Origin of the sequence: Microbacterium sp. I2 (assembly GCF_051364985.1) — a bacterium.
Classification (GTDB): Bacteria; Actinomycetota; Actinomycetes; order Actinomycetales; family Microbacteriaceae; genus Microbacterium.
Genome location: NZ_JBLWIH010000028.1, coordinates 46,754 through 59,036, shown reverse-complemented (window position 1 = coordinate 59,036; position 12,283 = coordinate 46,754). Strand labels below are relative to the sequence as shown.

12 protein-coding genes and 1 pseudogene are annotated in these 12,283 nt (G+C 68.1%); 6 read left to right on the top strand and 7 right to left on the bottom strand.

Translation table 11 applies throughout. The features are described 5' to 3' along the window. Positions 1-166 (top strand): annotated as a pseudogene (locus ACLKM7_RS19695) (formyltetrahydrofolate deformylase); the annotation flags it as partial. 103 nt (positions 167-269) lie between these two features. Here ACLKM7_RS19695 and ACLKM7_RS19690 read toward each other — a convergent pair. Both ACLKM7_RS19690 and ACLKM7_RS19685 read right to left on the bottom strand, forming a co-directional pair. Then, the gene (locus ACLKM7_RS19690; protein WP_436448999.1) at positions 270-647 is read right to left on the bottom strand and encodes a DUF5655 domain-containing protein; all 378 of its coding nucleotides are present in this window, start codon (positions 645-647) and stop codon (positions 270-272) included. A 41-nt stretch (positions 648-688) separates the two neighbouring features. After that, the gene (locus tag ACLKM7_RS19685; protein ID WP_436448998.1) at positions 689-1,030 is read right to left on the bottom strand and encodes a YciI family protein; all 342 of its coding nucleotides are present in this window, start codon (positions 1,028-1,030) and stop codon (positions 689-691) included. A gap of 165 nt (positions 1,031-1,195) precedes the next feature. Here ACLKM7_RS19685 and ACLKM7_RS19680 point away from each other — a divergent pair, with 165 nt between their 5' ends. The 3 genes from ACLKM7_RS19680 to ACLKM7_RS19670 all read left to right on the top strand — a co-directional run bounded on the left by ACLKM7_RS19680 (position 1,196) and on the right by ACLKM7_RS19670 (position 5,054). Next, positions 1,196-2,518 (top strand): RNA polymerase sigma factor, encoded by a 1,323-nt coding sequence (locus ACLKM7_RS19680; RefSeq protein ID WP_436448997.1) that lies wholly within the window; start codon positions 1,196-1,198, stop codon positions 2,516-2,518. Between the two features lie 57 nt (positions 2,519-2,575). Continuing rightward, positions 2,576-3,382: an SDR family NAD(P)-dependent oxidoreductase gene (locus ACLKM7_RS19675; protein ID WP_436448996.1), complete on the top strand. Its 807-nt coding sequence runs from the start codon at positions 2,576-2,578 to the stop codon at positions 3,380-3,382. Between the two features lie 88 nt (positions 3,383-3,470). Next, positions 3,471-5,054: a fibronectin type III domain-containing protein gene (locus tag ACLKM7_RS19670; RefSeq protein WP_436448995.1), complete on the top strand. Its 1,584-nt coding sequence runs from the start codon at positions 3,471-3,473 to the stop codon at positions 5,052-5,054. A 7-nt stretch (positions 5,055-5,061) separates the two neighbouring features. Here ACLKM7_RS19670 and ACLKM7_RS19665 read toward each other — a convergent pair whose 3' ends face one another. From ACLKM7_RS19665 to murQ, 5 genes are read right to left on the bottom strand one after another with little or no spacing between them, the layout of a single operon-like run. After that, positions 5,062-6,054 carry an N-acetylglucosamine kinase gene (locus tag ACLKM7_RS19665; protein WP_436448994.1) on the bottom strand — a complete coding sequence of 331 codons (993 nt, stop codon included), beginning with the start codon at positions 6,052-6,054 and terminating at the stop codon, positions 5,062-5,064. Beyond that, on the bottom strand, positions 6,051-6,947 hold the full coding sequence (locus ACLKM7_RS19660) for a carbohydrate ABC transporter permease (RefSeq protein WP_436448993.1): 897 nt from the start codon (positions 6,945-6,947) through the stop codon (positions 6,051-6,053). Before ACLKM7_RS19660 ends, ACLKM7_RS19665 begins: the two co-directional genes overlap by 4 nt. Beyond that, entirely contained in the window at positions 6,947-7,900 is a 954-nt protein-coding gene (locus ACLKM7_RS19655) for a carbohydrate ABC transporter permease (protein ID WP_436448992.1), read from the bottom strand. Before ACLKM7_RS19655 ends, ACLKM7_RS19660 begins: the two co-directional genes overlap by 1 nt. Positions 7,901-7,937: 37 nt before the next feature. After that, positions 7,938-9,224 (bottom strand): ABC transporter substrate-binding protein, encoded by a 1,287-nt coding sequence (locus ACLKM7_RS19650; protein ID WP_436448991.1) that lies wholly within the window; start codon positions 9,222-9,224, stop codon positions 7,938-7,940. Further along, on the bottom strand, positions 9,221-10,219 hold the full coding sequence (murQ, locus tag ACLKM7_RS19645; RefSeq protein WP_436448990.1) for an N-acetylmuramic acid 6-phosphate etherase: 999 nt from the start codon (positions 10,217-10,219) through the stop codon (positions 9,221-9,223). The genes ACLKM7_RS19650 and murQ overlap by 4 nt, the downstream gene beginning before the upstream one ends. Positions 10,220-10,312: 93 nt before the next feature. On the opposite strand from murQ, the gene ACLKM7_RS19640 reads away from it, so the two are divergent. Then, entirely contained in the window at positions 10,313-11,404 is a 1,092-nt protein-coding gene (locus tag ACLKM7_RS19640; protein ID WP_436448989.1) for a serine hydrolase domain-containing protein, read from the top strand. Then, a complete protein-coding gene (locus ACLKM7_RS19635) occupies positions 11,401-12,273 on the top strand; it encodes a MurR/RpiR family transcriptional regulator (RefSeq protein WP_436448988.1) in 873 nt (290 codons plus the stop codon). The genes ACLKM7_RS19640 and ACLKM7_RS19635 overlap by 4 nt, the downstream gene beginning before the upstream one ends. Positions 12,274-12,283 lie beyond the last annotated feature (10 nt).

The following is a 12,283-nucleotide window of genomic DNA, read 5'->3' as shown; positions in this document are numbered from 1 at the left end:
GGGCCCCATCATCGAGCAGGACGTCGCCCGCGTGAACCACGCCATGACCGCCGCCGACCTCCAAGCCCGCGGCGCCTACGTCGAACGCGCCGTCCTGTCCCGCGCCGTCCAATGGCACGCCGAAGACCGCGTCATCCAGCACGGCAACCACACCATCGTCTTCTGACACGGCGCGACCACAGCGCTCGAGCGAGGTCGGAGCCTTCGGCACGAGGAATCACCCGGAATGCCTCCGGGCGCCAGGTGCACCTCGAGCCAGACTCTTCCGCTCAGCGCAGATGGGCCCCGTTCCCCACCACGTATGCCTCCTGGAGCCATCCGGCGAACTCCTCGTCGAGATCATCCATCGACGCCACCCGATACTGATGGACGAAGAGCCGCTGGGTGTACGGAGACACCGAGATGATGCGGGGATCTGTGACCTCCCGCTGCAGATCGAAGTACCCGCGTAGCCCTGAGCGATACGGGCGCGGGCCCGCGAATCCGCGACGCTCGCCCTTCACCGTGATCGTTGTCTTGCTCACTGCGTACGTGAATGGCCCGATGCTCTCCACCATCTCGATGAACCGGTGGTACAGCTCGACGGCGAACTCGGGCTGATCGGCAAGGTGGCGCGCGATCGTCCACTCGTCTGCGGCACCTGTCATGCGGTCACTGTCCCAGAGGCATCCGACACGATCCCGTCCCGTCAGTGCATCAGCGCGCGGATCTCCACGACCGAGAAGGTGGTCTCCTCGAGCTTCCCGGCGATCTCGATGGCGCGGTCGACATCGCGGACGTCGACGATGTAGAACCCGCCGACCATCTCCTTCGACTCGGTGAACGGTCCGTCGGTGACGAGCAGTCGGTTGTCGGTGCGCCGCACGACTTTCGCGGTCGTGGGGTCGAGTTCGTTGGACAGCACGAGTTCGCCCGACGCTTCGAGTTCGGCGAGCACGTCCCGGTGCGCGGCATCCAGGCTTTCTCTGCCGTGCTCGGTCAGTTCGTTCCACGCCTGTTCGTTGCCGTAGATCAGCAGCATGTGCTTCATGGGTTGCTCCTATCGAGTGCAGTGTCTCACTTCACCCGTACGACGAACGGCGATCGGCGAATTCGACAGGGGGTGTCGAATTCGCGCTTCGCCGTTCGTCGCTGGGGCATACCGTGAACACGGGTGGGGCCGATTCACCACCGGCGAGGGGATGGTGACTGCGGGATGACGGCGATCGGGAGCGATGCCGCCGAGGTGCGGGAGGCCGTCGAACGCGCCTATCGCGAGGAGTGGACCCGCATCGTCGCGACGCTCATCGGTGCGACCAGGGACTGGGATATCGCCGAGGAGGCTGCCGCGGATGCGTTCGAGCGCGCCGCCGAGCGGTGGCCGACCGAGGGCGTGCCCCGCAACACGGGAGCGTGGCTGACGACGGTCGCCCGCAATCGCGCCCTCGACATCCTGCGGCGCAGAGGTGTCGAGCTCGACAAGGTCAGGGAGTGGATCGTGATGGATGAGCTACGCGCACCCGGTGAGCCCACGGATCCCGCCGACATCGCCTTCGCGGCGACCGAGATCGACGACCGGCTGCGTCTGATCTTCACCTGCGCCCATCCGGCGCTGTCACTCGAAGCCCGGGTCGCGCTGACGCTGCGAACCGTGGCTGGACTCGAGACCGGTGAGATCGCCCGCGCCTTCCTCGTCCCCGAGGCGACGATGGCACAGCGCCTTGTGCGGGCCAAGCGCAAGATCCGCAACGCCGGGATCCCCTATCGCGTGCCCGAGGGCGATGATCTGCGGCCGCGTCTGGACGGCGTCCTCTCGGTGCTCATGCTGGTGCACAACGAGGGGTATCTGGCCAGCTCCGGCGATCAGCTTCTCCGGGTCGATCTGCAGGACGAGGCGATACGGCTCGCGCGCCTGGTCGTCGGTCTCATGCCCGACGAGCCGGAGCCGGCCGGGCTGCTCGCACTTCTCCTGCTCCAGCACTCGCGCTCTCAAGCGCGGGTCGATGAGGCCGGGGATCTCGTGCCGCTCGACGAGCAGGATCGCACCCGGTGGAACGCCGCCGAGATCGCCGAGGGGCTCACCATCCTCGACCGGCTCGATTCCCTCCATGGTTCAGGACGAACGGATGCCGCAGCCGGCCCGTATCGGATCCAGGCCGAGATCCAGCGCGCGCACGCACGCGCGGCGACCACGGACGAGACCGACTGGGCCGAGATCGTCCGGTGGTACGACGCGCTCATCGACTCCTCGCCCTCGCCCGTGCTCGAGCTCAACCGGGCGGTCGCTCTCGGGCTCGCCGGGCATCCGCAGGCAGCGCTCGACGAGCTCGACCGGATCGCGGCATCCGGCGCCCTCAGCACCTACCATCTGCTGCCCGCTGCGCAGGCCGACATGCTCCGCCGGCTCGGCAGGCGCCAGGCCGCCGCGACCCGTTACCGCCTTGCGCTCTCGCTCGCGCCGACCGAGCCCGAGCGGCGATTCCTCCAGCGCCGGCTTGCCGAGCTGGCGGGTGATACCGCAACTAGTGCAACTCTCTAGTTGCACTAGTCTGGAATTCGTGGTTGCCTTCTGGTTGACGATCACCGGGAGGACGAAATGAGCGGGATGCTGCTGCAGAACAAGAACGCCGTGGTCTATGGCGGCGGGGGCGCGATCGGTGGCGCGGTCGCCCGGGCGTTCGCGCGGAAGGGTGCCACCGTGTTCCTCGCCGGACGGACGCATGCGAGGCTGGACGCCGTCGCGAGCGAGATCGCCGCCGATGGCGGAGCCGTCGAAACAGCGCTGGTCGACGTCTTCGACGAGGCGGCGGTCGAAGACCACGCTGCGGCGATCGCGGCGAAGGCGGGCCGCATCGATATCGCGCTCAACGCGGTGAGCGTCATGCACGACCAGGGCACGCTGCTGCCCGAGATCTCTCTGGACGAGTTCCTGCGGCCGATCGACGGCTTCCTCCGCACGCTCTTCATCACGAGCAAGGCGGTGTCGCGCCATATGGGCGGCGAGCGCGGCGGCGTCATCCTGACCCTGTCGGAGCCCGGAGCCAAGCTCACCATCCCCGGCATTCTCGGCCACGGCGTGAGCGCTGCCGCAAAGGAGGCGTTCTCACGGCTTCTGGCCGCGGAGCTTGCACCTCGCAACATCCGAGTCGTCGGCATCCGTCCCCATGCCGTCGTGGACGCCCCGTCCGCCGGTTCGTACACGGCCGACGTGTTCGCACCTGCCGCAGCATCGGGCGGGCAATCGGTGCAGGAGTTCCTCGACGGACTGGCGCAGGGCACGCTCCTCAAGAGACTTCCGACCATCGACCAGATCGGAGAGACGGCAGCATTCCTCGCGTCGGATCACGCCGCCGCGATGACCGGCACGATCGTCGATCTCTCGGCAGGCACGGTGACGCACTGACGACGATCCGGGCCCCAGGAGCCGACGGTCGACCCGTCGGTGGCGTGCCCGCTACGCTCTGCAACGGGGAGCGAGAGGAGATCGCCGGATGCACCGGATCGAGCGGGCGCAGGGCGCCATCTGGGGAGTGCTCGTGGCGTGCGTGTCACTCGTCGTCATGGCCCCTGCCGCCGCTGCGGAGACTGTCGACGATGCCGCGACCCCGGAATATCTCGACATTCCTGTGGTCTTGATCGAGACGGGTGGGAGCTTCTTGCCCGCCACCCATATCTCCGTCAACGGCAGCGACCCGATCTTCGTCTCGGTCGACACCGGCACATCCGGACTCGTCCTCGATCCCGGCGCCATTCAGAACCCCGCGACGCCGGTGGTCAACACCGACATCCCGGCGGGTGAGAACTACGACGGGACCAGCGTCAGGGGATACCTCGCGCACGCCACCGTGACGATCCAAGGTGTCGACACCGAGCACGAGGTCGCGTTCGTCAACGGCACCGAATGCCCGACGGCATGCCCGGGGGCCGGCACCGGCACGAAGGGCGTCCTCGGGATCGGTCCAGGAATCCAGCATTACCCCGGCGGGGACGCCAACCTGATCTATACCGCCATCGACCAGATGCCCGGGCGACTCGACGAGGGCTTCACCGTCGACTTCACCGGCACGTCCCCGTACGTGCGGCTCGGCCCGATCGGCGAGCCCACCCCGCAAGAAACTGTCATCCAGCGAACGCAGAAGGATTCAGAAGTGAAGCCGAATGGGCAGCGGGTCTTTCTCGACCCGATGCTCTGCTGGACGATCACGGCCGGCCCGGACTTCGCCCAGGACTGCAACAACACGGTCCTCGACACGGGCCAGACCCTGGGCATCATCCGCGGCGACGAGTTCGATCCCGTCGCCGATCCGTCGACGGCTCCGCCCATCCCGGGCTCGGGCATCCAGCTCGAGGGCTGGGTGAAGACCGGTGCCACGGTCGCATGGTCGGTTTCGCCCACCACGGGGCCGTTCGCCGGGGTGACGCAGGCAGACACACTGCCGATCCGCTACGGGCAGTTCACGATCGCGCCGAACATGGATCCCGTCGATGCGATCTTCAACGCCGGCAACCACTTCTATACGCAGCACGTCGTCGGTTTCAACAGCCTCTCCGGGGGCGTGGTGATCGGGCCGGTGGCGGGTCTGCCTCCGGCGCCGGGATTCGTCGACGCACACATCGCCGAGGGCGGTGCTGCCACCGTGCGATGGGGGGACGGCGAGGGCGACACCGACGGCATCGCGGGCGCGGCAGCAGCGGCGGACCCCGTCGCCGGCTTCGTCGTCAGCGCGATCCAGTCCGACGGCACAGTCGTGCAGTCCTCCCAGGCGGCTGCCGATGCCCGCGAACTGACCGTGCCCGGCCTCGCCGCCGGAGCCTCATACAGGTTTCGCGTCGCGGCAGTGAATGCGGTCGGCCTCGGCCCCGCGCGCGAGAGCGAATTGGTCGCGTTGCCGGCAACCCAGGTCGATCCCCCAGGTACCGGAGGCCGTCACGAGCTCGCAGCAAGCGGCGGCTCGCCGAGCGGCATCCTCACCGCGGTGGTCCTGCTCGTCGCGGGTGCTGCCGCCGCCGGGCTGGGCCGTGCTCGGGCGCGCGCGGCCTCCGCAGGCACCGAGGTCACGACCGACGGCAGCTGACGCCGGCTCACCCGCCGGGTATTCCCCCCGCCCAGACGTACGGCGCGTGCGTCGCGATTCGCCCGGCCGCTGCGCGCTCGGCGAGGATCGCCGCACCGAGGAGCGGGTCACCCACGGGAACGCGTACCTCGACACCCGGCCGGAGCTCCGTCAGCGCACGCTCGAACTCGAGGGCGAGCGTCTCACCAGGGCGGAACACGCCGCCAGTCGCGGCGACGACCGACGGCAGTTGCGGGTCGAGAGCAGCTACGGCGCTGCGAGCGGCCTCCTGGCCGGCGTGCGTCATGATCGCGGTGCCGCAGGCATCCCCCGCTGAAGCAGTGCGAGCGACGTCGGCCGCGAAGGACGCGAGCACACCCGCCCGGTCTTCGCGCGTGTACAGCTGCGCCGGCCATGTGAGCGGCTCGCCGAAGCGCGCCCGCGCGGCCTCCAGGAGCATGAGGCCGGCGGGATCCACGCCGTCGTGGGCGCGAATCGCGGCCGTCAGTCCCTGCATCCCGATCCAGGCTCCGCCGCCTCGATCGCCGAGAAGATGCCCCCAACCGTCCACTCGGCGCCATATGTCCGCGCCGTCTGTGCCGAACGCGATCGCCCCCGTGCCGAGCGCTACGATGGCTCCCGCCTCGCCGTCGAGGGCGCCCAGATGGGCGGTGACCGCGTCGATCGCGACGGCGACTCCCACGCGGCGATCGGTCAGCGCGGCGACCTCGGCCGCGAGGGCGTCGACGAGTTCGGCGGGCCGCTCGACGAGGGTCGCCAACCCGGTCGCGCCCACGCCGATCCCGGTCAGGTCCCGCATCCGGTCGGGCCACGCCTCGGCCGCTCGCCGCACGAGGGCGAGCGCGGCCTCAGGCACGGTGCTGCCTGTCACCGTCACGCCGATGGGGCCGCCCGTTAGGCCCTTTCCGAGTGTCAGGGCCGTGGCATCCGGTCCCGTTCTCTCTGCCAGGACTGCACGGGTGCCCGAGCCTCCGATGTCGATTCCGAGGACGACGCTCACTTGCTCATTCCGGCGGTGAGCCCCGACACGATCTGCTTCGTGGCGAACAGGAACAGCACGACCAGCGGGATCGTCGCGAGCGTCAGCCCTGCGAACAGCGTCGCCCAGTCGGTCTGATACTCCCCGAAGAAGCGGGTGATGCCGACCGGCAGCGTGTAGGCGTCACGATCTCGGATCAGGATCAGCGGATAGAAGAAGTCGTTCCACACCGGCACGAACCGGAACACGATCACCGTCGCGATCGCGGGCTTGACCAGCGGCAGATGCACGCGCCAGAAAGTGGTGAACGGACCTGCGCCATCCAGCCGCGCCGCCTCATCGAGCTCGATCGGCAGCTGACGGAAGAAGCTCGCCAGCACGAAGGTCGAGAACGGGATGCCGAGTGCGGCGTATACGAGGATCAGGCTCCACAGGTTCGAGATCATGCCGATGGAGTCGAGCAGGAAGAACAGCGGCAGGATCGCGAGGTAGACCGGCAGCATGAGGCCGGAGAGGAACAGCCCCTCGAGCGTGGTGAACAGCTTCGATCGGGTGCGCGCGAACGCATAGGCGGCCAGGAGCGACACCGCCGTCGACAGGAGCACCGACGCGACCGTCACGAAGATCGAGTTGAAGAAGTACGTCTCGAAAGATGCCGTCACCCACGCCTTCTGATAACTCGCGAAGTTCGGGGGCAACGGCAGGCCGAGCGGATGCTGCGCCATGTCCTGCGAGGTGCGAAGCGAGTTCGACACCATGAGCAGCAGAGGCGCGATGGAGATCGCGGCGTACAGCCACAGGAAGCCGCTCGTCGCGAACCCGCCCAGCGTGGCACGCGGACGCCCGCGGCGGGGAGCGGCCTGGCGGTCCGCCGTGGGTGCGCCGGATCGCGGCGGGGTGAGCGTCGCGGTCATCAGAGGAGATTCCGTTCTACGCGGCGAAGGAGCACGGTGATGAGGATCGAGACGCCGAAGATGAACAGGAACAGCAGTGTGGCGATCGCCGAGCTCGTGCCGATCGCATTGGACGATCCGGACTCGAAGGCGGTGCGGTAGAACAGCAGGCTCAGCACGTCGGTCGCACCGGCCGGATTGCCCTGCGACCCCCCGAGGGCGTACGGGATCGGGAAGGCCTCCATCGCGCCGATGAAGGTCAGCACGCTCACGGTGCCGATCGCGGGCAGGAGCATCGGCAGCGTGATCGTGCGAAATCGCTGCCACGACGTCGCGCCGTCGAGCGATGCCGCCTCGTCGATCTCTTCCGGGATGCCTCCGAGCGCGGCACCGTACAGCAGGACCGGGAACCCGATCCACTGCCATGCCGTGACGATGACGACGACCCAGATCGCCGTCTGCGGGTTGCCCAGCCAAGGCTGCGCCAGCGCGTCGAGCCCGACCGCTCGCAGCACCGCGTTCACCGGTCCGAACAACGGCGACAGCATGAGCGACCAGAGGTATCCGATCACCAGCGGCGACACGAGATACGGCAGCGTGTACATCGTCTGGAAGAACCGCTTGAACCGGCGCTGCCGGTGCAGCAGGGTCGCGAGTGCCAGTCCGATGGTGTTCTGGAACACCATCGCGCCGACGAACAGCAGGATGTTGTGGACGAACGCGTTCGGGATGTCGGTGCTGTACGGCAGCTTCGTGAACAGCGTCACGTAGTTGTCGAGTCCCGCGAAGTCGCCTCGGACGATCCCCGTCCACGAGAAGAACGAGTAGCTGAGCGCCGTGAGCAGCGGGTAGGCGATGAACACCGCGAACAGCACGAGCGCGGGGAGGACGAAGACCATGCCCGCGCGTCGCGACAGGGTCACGCCGGTGGTGACGCGTTTGGCGCGCACCTTCGGCACGGCAATGGCGGACATGGTCTTCGTCGCTCCTAGATGGGTGTGGTCGGGCTCGTCACTCGCCGGGAGTGAACCACTGCGAGATGCCGGCCTGCAACGCCGCCGCGGCGCCCGCGGCGTCGATCTCGCCGAGGAACATCTTCTGGATCTCGGTGCCGAGGACGGCGGTCCCGAGCGGCTCACCATAGCGGAAGTCGACCAGGAGCAGGTACGGGGCCTGACCCTTCTCGTAGTTGTCCCACGCCTCCTGCATCACCTCGTCCGAGTAGGTCACGCCGGGGATCGCCGAGAACTGGTTGAGCTCGTCGGCCACGAGCTGCCCGAACTCGGGAGTCGCGAGCCAGTTCAGCAGCTCGAAGGCGGCTTCCTTGTTCTCGGACTTGGAGTTGACCGCGAAGTTGCCGTCGGCGTACGCCGGCGACACCGGCGCATCGAGTACAGCCCCTTCCGGAAGCGGCACCTGGTACGAACCGAGCTCCATCTCCGGAGCCTGGTTGCGGAAGGTGGCGATCTCGAACGAACCGCCCGGGAACTGAGCAGCCTGGCCCGACGAGAACTGGATCTGGCTGTCGGTGTAGCTGACGCCGACCACATCGGGGGTCAGATACTTCTGCAGGTCGGTGATCAGCTCCAGCGACGCGACGTAGTCGGGGTCGGTGAAGTCGGTCTCGCCCGAGAGCACCTTCTGCTCGAACTCCGAACCGCCGTAGCGGGCGCTGCCGATGATGTCGGCGAAGATGGGCAGGATCCAGTCGTCCTTCGCGCCGAGTGCCATGGGCGTGATCCCCGCGGCGAGGAGCTTCTCGTTGACGTCGATGAACTCGTCCCAGGTCGTCGGGACCTCAAGATCCTGCTCTTCGAAGATCTGCTTGTTGTAGAACATCTGCAGCGTCTGCGTCGCCAGCGGCACGGCATACGTCTTGCCGTCGGACTTGCCCTTGGCTCCCGCCAGGACGCCTTCGGCGATGTCGTCGAGTCCTTCGACCTCGCCGTCGATGGGCTCGAGCTGCCCGGCCTCGATGTTCGGCTGCAGCTGACCGTACGCGCGGACCATCGGCACGTCGGGTCCGTCACTTCCGGCGAGGCCGGTGGTGAGGATCTGGTTGTACTCGGTGTTCTGGAACGCCTCGAACTCGACCGTGATGCCGGGGTGCTCCTCTTCGAACACGTCGAAGATCTTGTTGTACGCCTCGACGTCTTCGGTGCGCCACGACCAGACCTTGAGGGTGACCTCTTCGTCGGACCCCTCCTGGTCGCCGCTGTTCGCGCTCGGCGCGCACGCGCTGAGCGCGACAGTGAAGCCGGCGACGAGCGCGGCGGTGGTGAGGATGCGTCGCCTCATTGTGATTCTCCTTCGGTGTGGGTGGACTGCTGTGGTGTTGCGTCGACGCTGTGGACGTGGATATCGGATGCCGCGGCCAGCGCCGCGCGCACGGATCCGTCGTGGTCGTCGAGCAGCCGGCGCGAGGTGCTCGCATCTGTACCGGCCAGCGCTGAGACGATCGCCGTCTTGAGTTCGCCGTCGGCGGCCGCAAGAACCGTACGTGCCGCGTTCTCGTCGAGGCCGGCGGCCTCCTGGAGAATCCTCACGGTGCGGCGACGAAGCTTGGCGTTCGTCGCGACGACCGAGACCATGAGGTTCGACCAGGTCCGTCCGACGGCGACCATGAGCGCGGTGGAGAATCCGTTGAGGACGAGCTTCTCCGCAGTGGCTGCCTTCAATCGCGTCGACCCGGTGAGCACCTCCGCGCCGGTCTCGAGGACGATGTTCGTGTCGGCCAGTGGCGCGAGCGCGGCATGCGGATTGCTCGAGATCAGCACTGTGTAGGCGCCGGCCTTCCGCGCGGTGGCCAAGGCACCGCCCACGTACGGGGTGTTGCCGCTCGCGGCCAGTCCGATGGCGACGTCGTCGGGGCCGAGCCGCGCGGCATCGGCGCGGCCGTCGGCATCGGAGTCCTCGGCGTCCTCGACGGCGTTCACGAGCGCCCGTTCCCCACCGGCGATGTGCCCCACGACCCGGCCGGGTTCGAGATTGAACGTCGGCAGGAGCTCGGCGGCATCCAGGACGCCCAGCCGGCCGGACGTCCCGGCTCCGAAGTAGTGGATGACCCCACCGCGACGGAATCGTTCGGCAGCGATATCGACCAGATGTGCGAGCTGCGGCAGTACGGCGTCGACGGCATCGACGGCCACGCGGTCTTGCGCGTTGAGCAACCGCAGCACCTCGACGCTGTCCAGCGCGTCCAGATCGGTCGACGCCTCGAGGCGCGCCTCGGTCGGGGACAGCACCCGGTCATCGCCGTCGGAGCGATCGAGCAGGAATGGTTGCGGGGGCATCGGCCGGGTACGTCCTTCACGTCTTCGAGTGGTCGAGAACCCAGTATGGACAAAACTGTCGCAATTGTGAAGTTGTTCGGTTATTTTTTTCACATGCTCGATTTCGACGAGACGGATCAGCCGGACGGGCGTCGTACCGACCTCGCCGACCTCCTCGAATCGGGCGCATCTCGAGACATGTACGGTGCAGCTGCCGTGGCCATCGCCGTGGACGGCGAGATCGTCGTCGAGCACGCGGTGGGGCGGACCAGGGTCTGGGATGCGCCCCGCGAACCTGCGGCCGAGCCGGGCTCGCCGATCGACGTGGCCACCCGATTCGACCTCGCCTCGGTCACGAAGCTCGTGACGGCCGCGACCGTGCTCACGCTGCTCGACGGGGGCGGTGCAGATGCGTCGATCCCCGTGGCGGAGATCCTGCCGGAGTTCCGCGATCCGGGCCTGCAGGCGATCACGGTCGCAGACCTGCTCGGTCACACCGCCGGCTTCCCTGCTGAATGGCTCGACCGGGCGCCCGATCCCGGCGCGGTGCGCTTCCGCGCAGGAGCTCGGCCGGTCGACCGACCCGGTCGCTTTCATCGCTATTCCTGTGTCGGGTACATCTGGGCAGGTCTGGCCGCCGAGACGCTGGGCGCGGCATCCCTCGACGTCCTGGCGGCGCGCCACGTGCTCGAGCCACTCGGAATGCACGACACCGGCTACCGCCCTGCCGCCGAGCTGCAGGTTCGGATCGCCGCGACGGAGTACCAGCCCGGACGAGGGCTCGTACACGGCGAGGTGCACGACGAGACGGCATGGGCACTGGGCGGCGTGGCAGGCAATGCCGGCCTGTTCGGCACCGCTCGCGACCTGCTGAAACTGGCGGAGGCGCTGCGCGTTCCCCCCGGCGAGAGCGCCCTCGCCCCGGCCGTCGTGCGTGCGATGACCACGTCCTCGGCGATCGCCGGCGATGACTATCGTCAGGCGCTCGGGCCACGCATCGACGAGGAGTGGATGCGTGGTCTGCGCTCCCCTGCCGTCGGGCACACCGGGTTCACGGGCACTGCTGTCGCAACGGAGGCCGGTGGCCACCGCTCGGTAGTATTCGTCAGCAACCGGGTGCATCCACTGCGAGGTTCGAAGGAGCCGATCCAGGCGATGCGACGCCGGGTCGCCGATGCTGCTGCAGCGCTGGGAGTGCACCCATGACCGACGTCTTCGTCTCGCTGCGCCAGCGGATGCCGTCGCTGTCGAAAGCTGAGAACCGCATCGCCCAGATGGTGATCGACCGACCGTCGATCGTCGTCGAGTCGACCATCACCCGACTGGCCGAGCTCGCCGAGACCTCCCCCACTTCGGTCGCACGCTTCTGCCGGGCGGTCGGGTTCGGCGGCTACAAGGAGTTCCGGATCGCGATCGCGGCAGCCCACAGCCGCGAACAGGCCGCGCGCGAACTGTTCCGCGTGGACGACGCCGAGATCGACGCAGGTGATTCCGCGCTGGATGTCGTCACGAAGGTCGCGTATCAAGAGGCGCGCGCCATCGAGGAGACGGCTCGCAGCCTCGACCTCGACGCGCTCGACGCCGTCGTCGGCGCGATCAGCACCGCGAATCGCATCGAGGTCTTCGGCGCGGCGTCGAGCGGGCTCACAGCCCAGGATCTGCACCTGAAGCTCCATCGCATCGGCGTCCCCAGCTTCTGCTGGTCGGATGCCCACCTCGCGCTGACCTCGACCGCGCTGACAGGTCCTGGCGACCTCGCGATCGCCGTCTCGCACTCCGGACAGACGCTCGAAGCGAACCAGATCCTCCGTCTCGCGCGCGACCGCGGCGCCACGACGGTCGCCATCACGAACTACCCCGACTCCCCACTCTCGGAGCTCGCGGATCATCTGCTCGTGACGAGCGCGCGCGAGTCGCGCTACCGTACCGGTGCGATGTCGAGCCGGCTCGCACAGATGGCGATCGTCGACTTCCTCGTCGTGCGGCTGCTGCAGGGCCAGATCGACCGGGTCGGCGACCTGCTGCGGCGAACGTACGACGCGGTGCAAGGGCACCGGCTCGACGGCGGTCGTTGAGCGAATCGTC